The sequence below is a fragment of the Caulobacter sp. S45 genome (assembly GCF_009765965.1).
Lineage (GTDB): Bacteria > Pseudomonadota > Alphaproteobacteria > Caulobacterales > Caulobacteraceae > CAHJWH01.
The window spans coordinates 956,875-972,583 of sequence record NZ_LMUL01000014.1; the positions used below are offsets into that span (position 1 = coordinate 956,875).

General features: G+C 68.3%; 13 protein-coding genes. 6 read left to right on the plus strand and 7 right to left on the minus strand.

The features are described from left to right. Nucleotides 1-50 precede the first annotated feature (50 nt). The 3 genes from GSQ87_RS11445 to GSQ87_RS11455 form a co-directional block, all read right to left on the minus strand. A complete protein-coding gene (locus GSQ87_RS11445; RefSeq protein ID WP_158915565.1) occupies nucleotides 51-1,247 on the minus strand; it encodes an acyl-CoA dehydrogenase family protein in 1,197 nt (398 codons plus the stop codon). Further along, entirely contained in the window at nucleotides 1,244-3,040 is a 1,797-nt protein-coding gene (locus GSQ87_RS11450) for a class I adenylate-forming enzyme family protein (RefSeq protein ID WP_158915566.1), read from the minus strand. The genes GSQ87_RS11445 and GSQ87_RS11450 overlap by 4 nt, the downstream gene beginning before the upstream one ends. Before the next feature lie 64 nt (nucleotides 3,041-3,104). Then, a complete protein-coding gene (locus tag GSQ87_RS11455) occupies nucleotides 3,105-5,153 on the minus strand; it encodes a 3-hydroxyacyl-CoA dehydrogenase NAD-binding domain-containing protein (RefSeq protein ID WP_254062894.1) in 2,049 nt (682 codons plus the stop codon). Between the two features lie 168 nt (nucleotides 5,154-5,321). On the opposite strand from GSQ87_RS11455, the gene GSQ87_RS11460 reads away from it, so the two are divergent. Continuing rightward, entirely contained in the window at nucleotides 5,322-6,551 is a 1,230-nt protein-coding gene (locus GSQ87_RS11460) for a TetR/AcrR family transcriptional regulator (protein WP_158915568.1), read from the plus strand. Nucleotides 6,552-6,562: 11 nt separating this feature from the next. On the opposite strand, the gene GSQ87_RS11465 is transcribed toward GSQ87_RS11460, so the two are convergent. Genes GSQ87_RS11465 through GSQ87_RS11480 form a run of 4 tightly spaced genes read right to left on the minus strand, consistent with a single transcriptional unit; the run spans nucleotide 6,563 to nucleotide 10,508 of the window. Further along, complete coding sequence (locus GSQ87_RS11465) at nucleotides 6,563-7,765, minus strand: acetyl-CoA C-acyltransferase (protein WP_158915569.1); 1,203 nt, start codon at nucleotides 7,763-7,765, stop codon at nucleotides 6,563-6,565. Next, nucleotides 7,758-8,264, minus strand: a complete 507-nt coding sequence (locus GSQ87_RS11470; protein ID WP_158915570.1) for a thioesterase family protein — start codon at nucleotides 8,262-8,264, stop codon at nucleotides 7,758-7,760. Before GSQ87_RS11470 ends, GSQ87_RS11465 begins: the two co-directional genes overlap by 8 nt. 1 nt (nucleotide 8,265) lies before the next feature. Beyond that, complete coding sequence (locus GSQ87_RS11475; protein ID WP_158915571.1) at nucleotides 8,266-9,414, minus strand: acyl-CoA dehydrogenase family protein; 1,149 nt, start codon at nucleotides 9,412-9,414, stop codon at nucleotides 8,266-8,268. A gap of 8 nt (nucleotides 9,415-9,422) precedes the next feature. Further along, nucleotides 9,423-10,508, minus strand: a complete 1,086-nt coding sequence (locus GSQ87_RS11480; protein ID WP_158915572.1) for a Zn-dependent alcohol dehydrogenase — start codon at nucleotides 10,506-10,508, stop codon at nucleotides 9,423-9,425. 202 nt (nucleotides 10,509-10,710) lie between these two features. On the opposite strand from GSQ87_RS11480, the gene GSQ87_RS11485 reads away from it, so the two are divergent. From GSQ87_RS11485 to GSQ87_RS11505, 5 genes are all read left to right on the plus strand, one after another. Next, nucleotides 10,711-11,958 (plus strand): acyl-CoA dehydrogenase family protein, encoded by a 1,248-nt coding sequence (locus GSQ87_RS11485; RefSeq protein ID WP_158915573.1) that lies wholly within the window; start codon nucleotides 10,711-10,713, stop codon nucleotides 11,956-11,958. Further along, the gene (locus GSQ87_RS11490; RefSeq protein WP_158915574.1) at nucleotides 11,955-13,019 is read left to right on the plus strand and encodes a phosphotransferase family protein; all 1,065 of its coding nucleotides are present in this window, start codon (nucleotides 11,955-11,957) and stop codon (nucleotides 13,017-13,019) included. The genes GSQ87_RS11485 and GSQ87_RS11490 overlap by 4 nt, the downstream gene beginning before the upstream one ends. Before the next feature lie 12 nt (nucleotides 13,020-13,031). Next, nucleotides 13,032-13,814: an SDR family oxidoreductase gene (locus tag GSQ87_RS11495; RefSeq protein WP_158915575.1), complete on the plus strand. Its 783-nt coding sequence runs from the start codon at nucleotides 13,032-13,034 to the stop codon at nucleotides 13,812-13,814. 67 nt (nucleotides 13,815-13,881) lie between these two features. Further along, nucleotides 13,882-14,667 carry an SDR family NAD(P)-dependent oxidoreductase gene (locus GSQ87_RS11500; protein ID WP_158915576.1) on the plus strand — a complete coding sequence of 262 codons (786 nt, stop codon included), beginning with the start codon at nucleotides 13,882-13,884 and terminating at the stop codon, nucleotides 14,665-14,667. Between the two features lie 4 nt (nucleotides 14,668-14,671). Further along, complete coding sequence (locus GSQ87_RS11505) at nucleotides 14,672-15,676, plus strand: NADPH:quinone oxidoreductase family protein (RefSeq protein WP_158915577.1); 1,005 nt, start codon at nucleotides 14,672-14,674, stop codon at nucleotides 15,674-15,676. Nucleotides 15,677-15,709 lie beyond the last annotated feature (33 nt).

Consider the following 15,709-nt stretch of genomic DNA (forward strand, 5'->3'; position numbering starts at 1 on the left):
GATCCCCGCTTAAAGGTCTTGGGATACGAAACTATTGGGGCGTACCGACCTCACAGGCCGAGCACCGCCTTGGCGATGATGTTGCGCTGGATCTCGTTGGAGCCGCCGTAGATCGAGGTCTTGCGCATGTTGAAGTAGACGTCGGCGGCGCCGCGCGCGGACTTGGGTCCGATCGGCGGGGCGTTCTCGCCCGGCGGATCATCCTTGAGGTGGGGCGCGCCGTAGCGGCCGGCCGCCTCCAGCGCCAGTTCGGCCAGGCGCTGCTGGATCACGCTGCCCTCGATCTTGAGCAGGGAGGATTCCGGTCCCGGCCCCTTGCCCTGGGCCTCGCGGGCCAGGGTGCGCAGCTCGGTATATTCCAGCGCCATCAGCTCGATCTCGAGCTCGGTCATCTTGCGGCGGAAGAAGGGGTCCTGGTCGAGGGGCTGGCCATCGTCGCCGGCTTCGGTCGCGGCGGTCGCGCGCAACCGCTCCAGGGCGCGCTTGGAGCGGGCCACACCGGCGATGCCGGTGCGTTCATGGGCGAGCAGGAACTTGGCGCAGGTCCAGCCCTTGTTCTCCTCGAACACGCGGTTCTCCACCGGGACCCGGACGTCCTCCAGCCACACCTCGTTGACCTCGTGGGCGCCGTCCAGGGTGATGATCGGGCGCACCGTGACGCCGGGCGACTTCATGTCGATCAGCAGGAAGCTGATGCCTTCCTGCTTCTTGGCGGCGGGATCGGTGCGCACCAGGAAAAAGCCCCAGTCGGCGAACTGGGCCAGGGTGGTCCAGGTCTTCTGGCCGTTGACCACGTAGTGGTCGCCGTCGCGCACCGCACGGGTCGACAGGCCGGCGAGGTCCGATCCGGCGCCCGGCTCGGAATAGCCCTGGCACCACCAGATCTCGCCCGCCAGCGTCGGCGGCAGGAAGCGCTGCTTCTGCTCGGGCGTGCCGAACGCCTGGATCACCGGGGCCACCATGTTGATCCCGAACGGCAGGATGGGGACCGTACCGGCGCGCGCCAACTCCTCGGCGAAGATGAACTTCTGGATCGAGCTCCAGCCGGGGCCGCCGTATTCCACGGGCCAGGCCGGCGCGGACCAGCCGCGCGCGCCCAGGATGCGGTGCCATGCGAGAAAGTCCTCCCGCCCCAGCTCCTCGCCGCTCTCCTGCTTGGAACGCACGGCGGCGGGGTAGTTCTCCTCGATGAAGCGACGCACCTCGTCGCGGAAGGCCAGGTCTTCGGGAGAGAAATCCAGGTTCATCGGGGGCGCTCGTCGGATGTTGAGGTGGGCGCCGTGAACAGGCGCTTCAGCTCGGATTTCATGATTTTGCCATTGGCGTTGCGGGGCAACGGCTCGCGCCGGATCACCACGCGCACCGGAACCTTGAAGCTGGCGAGCTGGGCGCGGACATGGTCTCGCAGGCAGGCCTCGTCGGCCTCGGCGCCCGGCTTAAGGGTCACTACCGCCCCAGGCTCTTCGCCAAGTATGTGATGAGGTATGGGAACCAGGGCCGCGTCCATCACCGCCGGGTGGGTGTAGAGGACGTCCTCGACCTCCACCGAATAGATGTTCTCACCGCCTCGGATGATCACGTCCTTGATGCGGTCGACGATGTAGCAGAAGCCCTCCTCGTCCAGCCGCGCCAGGTCGCCGGTCTTCAGCCACCCGTCCTGGAAGGACTTGGCGTTGGCCGCGGGCTTGTTCCAATAGCCCCGCACCACATGCGGGCCGAAGACCCACAGCTCGCCGATCCCGCCGGGCGGCAGGGTGCGCCCCTCGGCGTCCACCACCTTCATCTCACCCACGGGCGTCGCCGGACCGCAACTGTCGGGACGGTGGACGTAATCCTCGCCCATATGATGGGTGAAGGTGGCGCAGGTCTCGGTCATGCCCCAGCCGGTACCGCTCTGCGACTGCGGCCAGGCGTCGGTCATCCGCCGCACCAGTTCCGGCGCCGCCGGCGCGCCGCCGTAGCTCACCGTCTCCACGCTCGACAGGTCGTATTTGGCACGCGCCGGGTGCTCCAGCAGTTGCCACGGGATGGCCGGGACGCCGCCGATGGAGGTGGCCTTCTCGCGCTCGATCAAGGCCATTGCGGCCTCGGGCTCGAACTTGCGCATCAGCACCAACCGCACGCCCATCGCCATGGCGAGGTTCAGCAGCGAGAAGCAGCCAGTGACGTGGAACAGGGGGATGCCGACCAGATAGCATCTGTGGGCGTCGGGATCGGGCTCGGGCGGCGTTTCGCCCCGCCGCAGGAAGCTCCTGGCCTGGGACAGCAGGGTGGCCAGGATCGCAGTGGTCGCGGCCCGGTGCGAGGCCAGGGCGCCCTTGGGCTCGGCCGTCGTGCCGGAGGTGTAGAACAGCGTCGCGGCGTCTTCGGGCTGAACCGTTCGCGGTGGCTCGCCGACCGCCGGCAACGCCGCCCAGTCCTGGGGTCGGCCGATCAGGCGCTCCAGTTCCACCACGCCCTGTCCGATCACGGTCTCGGGGGTCTGGCGGCACAGATAGACCTGGCGCAGGTCCGCGCACTCGGACAGGCGGTCGCGGACACGCACGTAACGCTGGGCGTCGAACACCGCCGCCGTCGCGCCGGAGTCCTTCAACCCGTAGATCAGCTCGCTCTCCGACCACCAGGCGTTCAGCGGCGTGGCGATCGCCCCGGCCAGGGCGGCGCCGTAGAAGGCCACCGGCCATTCCGGCAGGTTGCGCATCGCCAGCGCCACCCGATCCCCCGGCTGCACGCCGCGCGCGATCAGGTCCTTGGCGAAGGCCATGGCCGCGCGCGCGAAGCCGTCGAAGCTGATCCGCTCGTCTTCGTGGACGATGAAGATGCGCTCGCCGAAAGCATGGGCGGCGTAGAACACCTCCACCAGCGACTTCGGCCCATTCTTCCACGCGCGCACCGTGAGGCCGTCGATCTCCAGCGTCTCCATCTCGAAGGTCGCACCGGGGGCGGTCAGCAGGGCGTGCGCCTGGGCCAGGCTCATCGCCGGCCAAGGCGGCGCCGCCGCGCCGTGCGGGGAAGTCGAGAAAAGCGTCGCCTGACTCATGATCGTTTCCACCCGAGGAACGGGCCGCGCTACATCGGCGCGGCCTCGCCTTGTTTCGTTGAGGTCAGAGGTCCTGGAAGCGCTTGCCCTCCGCAGCGAGGCGTTCCAGCAGGGGCGCGGGCTTGAAGTCGTCGCCGCCCTCGACCTGATAGGCGCGCAGGCGCTCGAGCACCGCCTTGGCGCCCAGGCTATCGGCATAGAACATCGGGCCGCCACGATAGACCGGCCAGCCATAGCCGTTGATCCACACCACATCGATGTCGGAGGCGCGTTGGGCGATCCCTTCGTCGAGGATCTTCGCCCCCTCGTTGATCATCGGATAGACCAGCCGCTCCAGGATCTCCTGGTCGGAAATATCGCGCTGGGGCACGCCGGACTTGGCGGCGAACGCACGGATCGCCTGCTCGGCCACCGGCGAGGGCGTGGCTCTGCGGTCGGCGTCGTAGTCGTAGAAGCCGCCACCGGTCTTCTGGCCGTAGCGACCCTTCTCGCACAGGATTTCGCGCACGTTGCTGCTGGTGGAGCGTTCCTTGGTCCAGCCCAGGTCCAGTCCCGCCAGGTCGGCCATGGCGAAGGGTCCCATCGGCAGGCCGAAGTCGGTCATCACCCGGTCCACATCCCAGGGCATGGCGCCTTCGAGGATCAGCTTGCTGGCCTCGCGCTGGCGGGCCGACAGCATGCGGTTGCCGACGAAGCCGTGGCAGACGCCGACCAGCACCGCGACCTTGCCGATCTTCTTGGCCAGCGCCATGGCCGTGGCGACCACCGCCTTGTCAGTCTTGTGGCCGCGCACGACCTCAAGCAACCGCATGACGTTGGCCGGCGAGAAGAAGTGCAGGCCGATCACGCTCTCGGGCCGCGAGGTCATCGCCGCGATCTCGTCGATGTCCAGATACGAGGTGTTGCTGGCGAGGATCGCGCCGGGCCTGGCGATCTGGTCGAGCCGGGAGAAGACCTCCTTCTTCACCGACATCAGTTCGAACACCGCCTCGATCACCAGGTCGCAGTCCGCCAGCTTCTCGAACTCCAGGCTGGGGTCGAGCAGGCCCATGCGGGTCTCGACGTCTTCTGGTCTGAGCCGGCCCTTCTTGGCGGTGTTGTCGTAGTTGCGCCGGATGGTCGCCCGGCCGCGCTCCAGCGCCTCGGCCTTGGCCTCGACCATCACCACCGGGATGCCCGCGTTGAGGAAGTTCATGGCGATGCCGCCGCCCATGGTGCCTGCGCCGATCACGCCCACCTTACGGATCGGCAGGGGCTGGATGGAATCGGGCACGTCCGAAACCTTGCCCGCCAGCCGCTCAGCAAAGAAGGCGTAGCGCTGGGCCGCGGACTGCTCGCCCCGGAGCAGTTCCATGAACAGCTTGCGCTCCAGCGCGATACCGTCGTCGAAGGGCAGTTCGACGGCGGCCTTCACCGCCTCCAGGCACTTGGCCGGGGCGATGAAGCCCCGGAAGCGGCGCGCATTGGCGGCCTTAAAGCGGTCGAACAGGGCCAGGTCGGCGCGGGCGGGAGCGATCTTGTCCTCGCGATCTCGCGTACGCACCAGAGGGCGGCCCTCGGCCACGATCCGCTTGGCGAACGCCACCGCGGCCGCCTTGAGCTCCCCCTCGACGATCTCGTCGACCAGGCCGGTCTGGAGCGCGGTCTTGGCGCTCACCGGATCGCCGGACACGATCATCTCCAGGGCGCGCTCGGGCCCGACCACACGCGGCAGCCTCTGGGTGCCGCCCGCGCCCGGCAGCAAGCCCAGCTTCACCTCGGGCAGGCCGAGCTTGGCGTCGGGCGCCGCCACCCGATGGGTGCAGGTCAGCGACAGCTCCAAGCCGCCGCCGAACGCGACGCCATGCACCGCGGCGATCACGGGCTTGGCGGAGGCTTCGACCGTGTCGAGCACGTCCTGCAGGGTAGGCGACATCGGAGGCTTGCCGAATTCGGTGATATCCGCACCGCCCGAGAAGACCCGGCCGGCGCCGATCAGGACGATGGCCTTCACCGCGGGATCGGCTTCGGCGGCTTTGAGCGCGTCGACCATGCCTTGGCGAACCGCCGTCGACATCGCATTCACCGGGGGCGAATTCAGGGTGACGACCGCCACATCGTCCACAATCGTCATGCTCGCCAACTCCGACCCAATTTGCATCGTGGAAATCCTAATTGTAGACCGATATCCTTGATTGAAAAGGATAGTGCAACATACGATACGTTCGAATCAAGCCTGCGACGTCGCTTCCGGCCATGTTGCGTTGATGGAAAATACAAAGAACGTTAGGTCCGCCAGACTATGACCGCTGCCGTCCCCAGCCAGACCTCGCGCTACGAGCGCAAGCAGGAAGCCGTGCTGGAAGCTGCGGCCAAGCTGTTCAATGCGCGCGGGCTTGGCGGAACCACGATCGCGGAGGTGGCCCAGGCCGTGGGGCTGACCACCGCCAGCGTCACCTACTACTACCGCAAGAAGGAGGACCTGGCGGCCGCCTGCCTGCTGCGCGCCATCGATGTCATGGACGCCCTGGTGACGGAAGCGGAACCCGCCGGGTCCGCGCCGGCCCGGCTGACCCGCTTCCTGGAGCTCTATTTCGCCAAGCTGGCGGACGTGGCCGAGGGGCGGATCCCGGCGATGATCAACTTCTGGGACCTGCGGGCGCTGACCGGGCCACAGGCCAAGCCCACCATGGACGCCTTCATCACCCTGTTCCGCCGCTTCCGCGAGCTGCTGCGCGATCCGGCCGGCCCGACGTTTTCCCGCGACGAGCAGAACGCCCGGGCGCACGTGATCTTCTCGGCGGCGATCCGCAGCAAGGGCTGGGTGGAGCGCTACGAGACGGAGGACTATGGGCGCGCGGCAGCGCGGGCGGCGGACATCCTGATCCACGGCCTGGCCGGTTCCGGACGCGCATGGTCGCCGACACGGCTGGAGCTCGGACCGCTCAACACCCAGGACGCCGGGGAGGTGTCGCGCGAGGCCTTCCTGCGGGCGGCGACCGAGCTGGTGAACGAACATGGCTATCGCGGCGCCTCGGTCGACCGCATCTCGGCCAAGCTGAACGTCACCAAGGGCTCGTTCTACCACCACAACGAGACCAAGGACGATCTGGTCTCCGCCTGCTTCGGACACACCTTCGAGGTGATGCGCCGAGCGCATCGTGCGGCGGTGGCCACCCTGCCGGACGGATGGGATCGGCTTTGCGCCCTGTCGGCAGCCCTGGTGCGCTACCAGCTTTCCGAGCATGGCCCGCTGCTGCGGCTGTCGGCCCTGTCGGCGGCGGTGGAGACCCAGCGGCCGGACCTGCTGGCGGAATTCGCCCGGCTTTCGGAAAAGACCGGCGGCCTGATCGCCGACGGGATCGCCGACGGCTCGATCCGACCGGTCGACCCCGAAATCGCCGCCCAACTGGTCACCGGGATGATCAATGCGGGCGCCGAGCTTTCCCGTTGGGCGCCGGCCGCCAACACCGAAAACGCGGCCGACCTGTTCGTGAAACCGCTGATGCTCGGCGTGTTCTCGCCGAGCTGAGCGACACCGCATCAGAAGATCTCAAACAATCCCGCCGCCCCCATGCCGCCGCCCACGCACATGGTGACCACCGCCCACTTCGCCTTCTCGCGCCGGCCCTGCAGCAGGGCGTGGCCGACCATGCGCGCGCCGCTCATACCGTAGGGATGGCCGACGGAGATGGCGCCGCCGGTCGCGTTCAACTTGGCGTCGGGAATGCCCAGGCGGTCGCGGCAGTAGATCACCTGGACCGCGAAAGCCTCGTTGAGCTGCCACACATCGATGTCGTCCACGCCCAGGCCGTGGGTCTTCAACAGCTTGGGCACGGCGAACACCGGCCCGATCCCCATCTCGTCCGGATCGCAACCCGCCACCGCGATCCCGCGATAGGCGCCCAGCGGTTGCAGCCCACGCCGCTCCGCTTCCTTCGCCTCCATCAACACCAGGGCCGCGGCGCCGTCGGAAAGCTGGGAGGCGTTGCCGGCGGTGATGAAACGGCCCCGCTCGATCCGCTGGCCGTCCTTGAACACCGGCGCCAGCTTGGCGAGCCCTTCCAGGGTGGTGTCGGGACGATTGCCCTCGTCCTTGTCGATGATGATCTGGCGGTCGGAGACCTCCCCGGTCGCCTTGTCCGCCACCTTCATGATGGTGGTCACGGGTACGATCTCGTCGGCGTAGATACCCTCGGCCTGGCCCTTGGCGGTCCGTTGCTGGGATTGGAGCGCGTAGGCGTCCTGGGCCTCGCGGTTGACGCCGTAGCGCTCGCTGACGATCTCGGCCGTCTCGATCATGGTCATGTAGGTCTGCGGCAGGTGCTCCACGAGCCAGGGATCGCGCACGCGATAGCGGTTGGCGTGCTCGTTCTGGGCCAGCGAGATCGACTCCACCCCGCCGCCAATCGCCACCGTCATGCCGTCGACGACGATCTGCTTGGCCGCGATGGAGACGGCCATCAGGCCCGAGGCGCACTGGCGATCCACGCTCTGGCCGGCCACGGTCACCGGAAGGCCGGCGCGCAGCAGGCTCTGGCGCGCGACGTTGGCGCCCTGGCTCCCCTGCTGCACCGCGCAGCCCAGCACCACGTCGTCGATCTCGCCCGGATCGACGCCCGAACGCGCCACCGCCGCCTCGATGGCGCGGGCGGCAAGCGTCTGGGCCTGGGTGTCGTTGAACGCTCCTCGATACGCCTTGCCGATCGGCGTGCGGGCGGTGGAGACGATGACGGCTTCACGCATTTTCGAAATCCGTTTCAGAGGTTCGGGCGTCGGGGGATCGGGCGGCAGGCTGGATGAAGCCGACGCGCATGGTGGTGGCGTGCAGGCGCGCGCGGGCCGTTGCGGGCAGGGCGCGCGGCGCTTCGGCGGCGGTGTCGACATAGACCAGAGTCGTGTCGCCCACCCCGATGCAGCGGCCGTTCTGGAACAGGCCCTGGGCGAGGGTGAATGAGCTTCGCCCGATCCGCAGCACGCCCGACCCCACCGAGAGCGGATCGGGATAGCCTCCCTCGGCCAGGTACTGGATCGCCATCTCGGCCACCACGAAGCGGCAATGCGGCTCCCAGGCCTCGCGGACGCCGGAACCATCGAGGAACCGCACCCGCGCATCCTCGTAGATGCGAACCAGCGCCGCGTTGTTCAGGTGGCGCAGCGGGTCCAGGTCGCCGAAACGCGGGGCTGTCTCGAAAGTCAGGAAATAGCTGGCGAGTTCGAGGCGCTCGGGAACAGGCTTGGCCATCTCAGCCGCCCCGCTTCAGGGTTTCGCGGGCGATGACCAGCCGCTGAATCTCCGAGGAGCCCTCGTAGATGCGAAACAGGCGGACATCGCGATACAGGCGCTCGATCCCATACTCGGCGATATAGCCCGCGCCGCCGAAGATCTGCACCGCTCGGTCGGCGACGCGGCCGACCATCTCGGAGGCGAACAGCTTGGCGGCGGCGGCCTCCAGGGTCGTGGCCTCCCCGCGATCCCGCTGGCGGGCGGTCTCCAGCACCAGGGCGCGGGCGGCCAGGGCCTCGGTCTTGGAGTCGGCGATCATCGCCTGGACCAGTTGGAAGCTGGCGATTGGCTGGCCGAACTGGCGCCGCTCATTGGCGTAGGCCACCGCATCCTCGATCAGCCGCTGGGCCACCCCGACGCAGAAACCCGAGATGTGCAGCCGCCCCCGGTCAAGCACCTGCATGGCGAGCCTGAACCCCTCGCCCTCGGCGCCCAGCCGGTTCTCCACCGGCACGCGCACGTCCTCGAAGATCACGTCGCAGACATGGGCGCCCTGCTGGCCCATCTTCCGCTCGGGCTTGCCGATCGACAGGCCCGGACTATCCAGCGGCACCAGGAAGGCGGACACACCCCGAGCGCCCGGTTGGTTCGGATCGGTGCGGGCCATCACCGTGAACAGCGAGGCTTGGTCGGCGTTGGTGATGTAGCGCTTAGCCCCGCTCAGCACGTAGTGGTCGCCGTCACGGATCGCCCGCGTGCGCACCGCCGCGCTGTCGGACCCGGCCTCGGGCTCGGTCAGGGCGAAGGAGGTGACGATCTCACCGCTGGCGATCCGGGGCAGCCACGTCTGCTTCTGGGCCTCGGTCCCCGCCATGACCAGCCCCTGGCTGCCGATCCCAACATTGGTCCCGATCACCGAGCGGAAGGCCGGGCTGGCGCGCCCCAGCTCCATCACCACCCGGCACTCGTCCTCCATCGACAGTTCCAGGCCGCCGTAGGCCTCCGGGATCGAGAGGCCGAACAGACCCAGGTCCCGCATCTCCTGAACGACGGCTTCGGGGATGGCGTCGTCCTCGGCCACTTGGGCCTCGAGCGGACGCAACCGCTCCGTCGCAAAGCGGCGCACGGCCTCCAGCAGTTGATCGCGGGTCTCTACATCCAAGGCCATGCCAGGTCTCAGGCGTCGAACACGACGACGGAGCGGGCGACCTCGCCGCGCTTCATCTCGTCGAAGGCGTCGTTCACCCGCTCCAGCGGCAGGCGGGCGGAGATCATCTCGTCCAGCTTCAGCCGGCCTTGCATGTAGAAGTCCACGTAGCGGGGCATATCCACCGGGAAGCGGTTGGAGCCCATCATCGAGCCCTGGATCTTCTTCTCGCTAAGGAAGTCGACGCCGCTCAGCTCGATCTTCACGCCGGGCGCGATCATGCCGATCACCGTGGCCGTCCCGCCCCGGCGCAGCATCTTGAACGCATCCTCGGCGGTGGCCTTCAACCCGATAGCCTCGAAGGCGTGGTGCACTCCGCCATTGGTCAGGTCGCGGACCCGCTTGGCCACATCGCCCTCGGAAGCGTCGATCACATCCGTCGCGCCGAAGGTTTTCGCCAAGGCGAGCTTGGAGGGCTGGCGGTCGATGGCGATGATCCGCCCCGCACCCGCGATAACCGCCCCGCTGATCGCCGCCAGTCCGATCCCGCCACAGCCGATCACCGCCACGGTCTCGCCCGGCCGGACCTTCGCGGTGTGGATCACCGCGCCTATCCCCGTGGTCACCGCACAGCCGATGAGGGCGGCGCGGTCGAGCGGCATGTCCTTGCGGATCGGAGTGCAGGCGTGCTCGTGGATCAGCATCTGCTCGGCGAAGGCCGACAGGTTCAAATACTGGTTCATCGTCCCCTCCGCCTGGGACAGGCGCGGCGGCTCCTCGTCCCGACGCTTGGTGTCGGGGCTCGGACACAGCGACATGTGGCCGGTCAGGCAATACTCGCAGTGGCCGCAGAAGGCCGACAGGCAGGTGATCACATGGTCGCCGGGCTGCACCGTGCGCACCTCGGAACCGACCTTCTCCACCACGCCCGCCGCCTCGTGCCCCAGCACGGCCGGCAGCGGATGCGGATACGATCCTTCGATGAAATGCAGGTCGGAGTGGCAGACCCCTGTGGCCGCGGTGCGGATCAGCACCTCCCGCGGCCCGGGCAGCCCGATCGCCACCTCCTCCAGGCTGAGCGGCTGGCCCACTTGGCGCAGGACGGCGGCCTTCATTCACGCTCTCCAGACTGGCGAAGATTAAGTTTTCGATCTTCAGGTATGCCGATCCAAAGCCCCTGACCAGCCCAAAATCGCACCATCAACATGTACTTCATACGTGTTGATGGGGGCTTGCCGCGCACCTTAGGATTGATGGTATGGTGCCCGAGCCGCGACGAAGAACGCGGACGAACAGACGGCCACAGGGAGCGAACGCTTGGACTTCTCTCTTTCCGCATCCCAGCAGCATTGGCTGAAACGCGTCCGCGACTTCATGGATGCGGACATCCTTCCCCTCGCCGACCTGATGCGCAAGGAGGCCGACGCGCCAGGCGCCGACCGCTGGAAGCCGTCTCCCCGGCTGGAGCCCTTGAAGGCCAAGGCCAGGGCGCAGGGCCTGTGGAACCTGTTCCTGCCCCCCTCCCCCGAGCACGACCAGGGCGACTACCACGGCGCGGGCCTGACCAATCTCGACTACGCCCTGTGCGCCCAGGAGATGGGCCGACTGCAGATCGCGTCGGAAGTCTTCAACTGCTCCGCCCCCGACACCGGCAACATGGAGGTGCTGCACCGCTACGGGAACGCGGCCCAGAAGGCGCAGTGGCTGAAGCCGTTGATGGATGGTGAAATCCGCTCCGCCTTCCTGATGACCGAGCCCGAAGTCGCCTCCTCCGACGCCACCAACATCACCACCTCGATCCGGCGCGACGGCGACCACTATGTGATCAGCGGGCGCAAGTGGTGGTCCTCGGGCGTGGGCGATCCGCGCTGCAAGATCGCCATCGTCATGGGCAAGACCGATCCCGATGCGCCGTCCCACAAGCAACAATCGCAGGTGTTGCTCCCGCTCGACACGCCCGGCGTCGAGGTGGTCCGGATGCTGCCGGTGTTCGGCTACGACGACGCGCCCCACGGCCACGCCGAGGTGATCCTGAAGGACGTGCGGGTGCCGGTGGGGAACCTGTTGCTGGGCGAAGGGCGCGGTTTCGAGATCGCCCAGGGCCGGCTCGGTCCCGGCCGCATCCACCACTGCATGCGCACGCTGGGCGCCGCCGAGGTGGCGCTGGAGAAGATGGTCAAGCGGCTGCTGTCGCGCACCGCCTTCGGCAAGCGGCTGGCCGACCACTCGGTGTGGGAGCAGCGGGTGGCCAACGCCCGCATCGACATCGAGATGACCCGCCTGCTGTGCCTGAAGGCCGCCGACGCCATGGACAGGCTCGGGGCCAAGGGCGCGCGGCTGGAGATCGCCATGATCAAGGTCGCCGCCCCGCGCGCGGCGCTGAAGGTGATCGACGACGCCATCCAGGCCCATGGCGGCGGCGGCGTCTCCGACGACTTCGGCCTGGCCAAGAGCTACGCCTCCATCCGCACCCTGCGCCTGGCCGACGGTCCCGACGAGGTCCACAACCGCACCATCGCCAAGCTGGAGTTCGCCCGCCACACCAACACCGCGCATCCGGGATGAGCACCGATCCCGCCGTCTTCACCGGGGTCAAGCCGGTCGAGGATCGCCACCGCTTCGACGAGGTGGCGCTGGATCGCTGGATGCGGGTCAATATCGAAGGCTACGCCGGCCCGCTCAGGGTGATGCAGTTCAAGGGCGGCCAGTCCAACCCGACCTATCGGCTGGAAACGCCCGGCTCCGCCTACGTGCTGCGGCGAAAGCCGTTCGGGCCGCTGCTGCCTTCGGCCCATGCAGTGGACCGGGAATACCGGCTGATCACCGCCCTGCACACCACGGGCTTCCCCGTACCCAGGACCTACGGCCTGTGCGAGGACGCAGAGGTCATCGGCGCGATCTTCTACGTCATGGAGGCGGTCGAGGGCGTGATCCACTGGAACGGCGCCCTGCCGGGCCTGGAGCCCCAGGCGCGGCGGCGCGTCTACGAGGCCATGGTCGAGACCCTGGCCCATCTGCACAACGTGGATCACCAAGCCATCGGGCTGGGCGACTACGGCCGTCCGGGCAACTACTTCGCCCGCCAGGTGGAGCGCTGGACCAAACAGTACCGCGCCTCTGAGACCGACCGGATCGAGGCGGCGGAGAAGCTCATCGCCTGGCTGCCCAAGACCGTGCCCGACCAGTCGCGGATCTCCATCGTCCATGGCGACTACCGCCTCGACAACATCGTCATCGCGCCCGAGGGCGAGCGGGTGGCGGCGGTGCTGGATTGGGAGCTGTCCACCCTGGGCGATCCCCTGGCCGACTTCAGCTACCTGTTGATGCAATGGGTGATGCCCGCCGACGGGCGCAGCGGGCTGGCGGGACTCGATCTCGCGGCGTTGGGAATCCCGAGCCTGGAGGATGCGACCACGCTCTACTGCCGCCTGACCGGTCGCAAGGGCGTGCCAGACCTCAATTGGTACTTCGCCTACAACCTCTTTCGCCTGGTGGGCATTCTACAGGGGATCGCCGGACGCGTGCGCGACGGCACCGCCGCCAGCGCCCAGGCCGCCGAGATGGCCGCCCGCACCCCACGCCTGGCCGAGGCGGCTTGGGACTTCGCCCAACGCGCCGGCGCCTGAGGAGAGCTGAGCATGGATGTCCGAGGCAAGATCGTGGTGGTCACCGGCGCGGCGCAGGGGATCGGGCGCGCCCTGTGCGAACGCTTCCACGCGGAAGGCGCCGCCAAGGTCATAGCCGCCGACCTGAACGCCGAGGGCGCCGCCGACGTGGCCGCCAGCGTCGGCGGATTGGCCTTCTCCTGCGACGTGTCCCAGGCCGACGAGGTGGCCCAGATGGTCGACCGGGTGCAGACCGACATTGGCCCCATCGACCTCTACTGCTCCAACGCTGGCATCCTGGACAAGGACCCGGACTTCGACAACGCGGCGTCCGCCCCCGATGAAAGCTGGGCGCGGTCCTGGGCGGTCAACGTCATGGGCCACGTCCACGCCGCGCGCGCCGTGCTGCCGTCGATGCGGGCGCGGCGGGAGGGCTATTTCCTGGCCACCGTCTCGGCCGCCGGCCTGCTGAGCCAGATCGGCAGCGCCACCTATTCGACCACCAAGCACGCGGCGCTAGGCTTCTGCGAGCACCTGGCCATCGCCCATCGCGACGACGGCATCCGCGTCTCTGCGCTCTGCCCGCAAGGGGTGGACACCGCCATGGCGCGCGGCGCCGACGCCCGCACGCCCGCCCTGCTCGACGGCCTGCTGAGCCCCCAGACGGTGGCCGAGGCGGTGGTGCAGGGACTGGCGGCCGAACGGTTCCTGATCCTGCCGCATCCCCAGGTGGCGCAGTACATGCGCAACAAGGCGGAGAACTACGATCGCTGGCTCGGCGGCATGATCAAGCTGCGCCGGGCCTCGCGAGGATAAGCGGTTGGCGGGCGGGGCCGAGCCCGGCCCGCCCCAACCCGAGACTTAACACCAAAAAGGAACCCCAATGTCCCTGTTCGATCTGACCGGAAAGGTGGCGGTGATCACCGGCTCGTCGCGCGGCATCGGCCGGGCCATCGCGTTGCGCATGGCCGAACAGGGTGCGCGGGTGGTCGTCTCCTCGCGCAAGCTGGACGCCTGCCAGGCGGTGGTGGACGAGATCGTCGCCACCCACGGCGCCGGCCGCGCTACGGCCATCACCGCCAGCATCTCGTCAAAGGACGAACTCGCCCGACTGGTCCAGCAGACCAACGACCAGCTCGGCCCCATCGACATCCTGGTCTGCAACGCCGCCAGCAATCCCTACTACGGCCCCCTGGCGGAGATCACCGACGACCAGTTCCGCAAGATCATGGACAACAACATCCTGTCCAACCACTGGCTGGTGCAGTTGACCGCGCCCCAGATGATCGCGCGCAGGGACGGGGCGATCATCATCGTCTCCTCCATCGGCGGGCTGAAGGGCTCGCCGGTGATCGGCGCCTACAACGTCTCCAAGGCCGCCGACATGCAGCTGGCCCGCAACTACGCGGTGGAATACGGCCGCCATAACGTGCGGGTGAACTGCATCGCGCCGGGCTTGATCCGCACCGACTTCGCCCGCGCCCTGTGGGAGAACCCCGCCACCCTGAAGGCCGCCACCTCGACCACCCCATTGAAGCGCATCGGCGAGCCGGACGAGATCGCCGGCGCGGCCATCTTCCTGGCGTCGGACGCGGGCCGCTTCACCACCGGACAGACCCTGGTGGTCGACGGCGGCGTGACCATTTCCAGCGGCGCACTCGGAGACTGATCCCATGAAGGCCCTGCTCAGCAAGACCCCCGGTGGCCCCGCCTCGCTCGTCGTGGAAGAGGTTCCCGAACCCCAGCCCGGCCCCGGCCAAGTGCGGGTCGCGGTGCGCGCCTGCGGCGTCAACTTCCCCGACGCCCTGATCATCGAGGACAGGTATCAGCTCCGGCCGCCCCGCCCCTTTTCCCCCGGCGCCGAGGTCGCGGGCGTGATTGATGCGCTGGGCGAAGGCGTCAGCGAACCGCCGCTCGGGGCGCGCGTGATCGCCTGGACCGGCTACGGCGGCATGGCCGAGAAGATCCTGGTCGACGCACGGCGCTGCACGCCCATGCCGACCAACATGACCTTCGACATCGCCGCTGGCTTCGTGATGACCTACGCCACCTCCCAACACGCGCTGAAGGATCGGGCGGCGCTGAAGGCCGGCGAGACCTTGCTGGTGCTGGGCGCCGCCGGAGGGGTCGGCCTGGCGGCGGTGGAGTTGGGCAAGCAGATGGGCGCACGGGTCGTCGCCGCAGTCTCGTCCAAGGAGAAGGCCGAGCTCGCCCTGGCCCACGGCGCCGATTCGGCGGTGATCTATCCGACCGGACCGTTCGATCTGGATGGCCGCAAGGCGTTGGCCAAGCTGTTCAAGGATGCGGTCGGCGAGCATGGCGCCGATGTGATCTACGATCCGGTCGGCGGCGACTATAGCGAGGCCGCCTTGCGCGCCATCGCCTGGGAGGGCCGGCTGCTGGTGGTCGGCTTCCCCGCCGGCATCGCCAAGCTGCCGCTGAACCTGCCGCTGCTGAAGAGCTGCCAGGTGGTGGGGGTGTCGTGGGGCGGCTTCCTGCTTCACGATCCAGAGAAGGGCCGCCGCAATATCCTCGAACTGCTCGAGTTCTACGCCCAGGGCTGTCTGAAACCCGAGGTGTCGGGCCTATATCCGCTGGCGCGCGCCGGAGACGCCATCGCCGACCTGGCCGAGCGGCGGGCGCGGGGAAAGCTCGTCGTCACCGTCGCCGAAGGGTAGCAAAGCCTTTGCAATAAGGGGCTCGAGCCATTT

Bases quoted from the DNA above. Each gene is read 5' to 3' on its own strand.
- GSQ87_RS11500 (WP_158915576.1), top strand. From the start codon at position 13,882: ATGTCCCTGTTCGATCTGACCGGAAAGGTGGCGGTGATCACCGGCTCG.
- GSQ87_RS11470 (WP_158915570.1), bottom strand. From the start codon at position 8,264: ATGGCCAAGCCTGTTCCCGAGCGCCTCGAACTCGCCAGCTATTTCCTG.
- GSQ87_RS11455 (WP_254062894.1), bottom strand. From the start codon at position 5,153: ATGACGATTGTGGACGATGTGGCGGTCGTCACCCTGAATTCGCCCCCG.
- GSQ87_RS11460 (WP_158915568.1), top strand. From the start codon at position 5,322: ATGACCGCTGCCGTCCCCAGCCAGACCTCGCGCTACGAGCGCAAGCAG.
- GSQ87_RS11505 (WP_158915577.1), top strand. From the start codon at position 14,672: ATGAAGGCCCTGCTCAGCAAGACCCCCGGTGGCCCCGCCTCGCTCGTC.
- GSQ87_RS11450 (WP_158915566.1), bottom strand. From the start codon at position 3,040: ATGAGTCAGGCGACGCTTTTCTCGACTTCCCCGCACGGCGCGGCGGCG.
- GSQ87_RS11490 (WP_158915574.1), top strand. From the start codon at position 11,955: ATGAGCACCGATCCCGCCGTCTTCACCGGGGTCAAGCCGGTCGAGGAT.
- GSQ87_RS11480 (WP_158915572.1), bottom strand. From the start codon at position 10,508: ATGAAGGCCGCCGTCCTGCGCCAAGTGGGCCAGCCGCTCAGCCTGGAG.
- GSQ87_RS11475 (WP_158915571.1), bottom strand. From the start codon at position 9,414: ATGGCCTTGGATGTAGAGACCCGCGATCAACTGCTGGAGGCCGTGCGC.
- GSQ87_RS11465 (WP_158915569.1), bottom strand. From the start codon at position 7,765: ATGCGTGAAGCCGTCATCGTCTCCACCGCCCGCACGCCGATCGGCAAG.
- GSQ87_RS11445 (WP_158915565.1), bottom strand. From the start codon at position 1,247: ATGAACCTGGATTTCTCTCCCGAAGACCTGGCCTTCCGCGACGAGGTG.
- GSQ87_RS11495 (WP_158915575.1), top strand. From the start codon at position 13,032: ATGGATGTCCGAGGCAAGATCGTGGTGGTCACCGGCGCGGCGCAGGGG.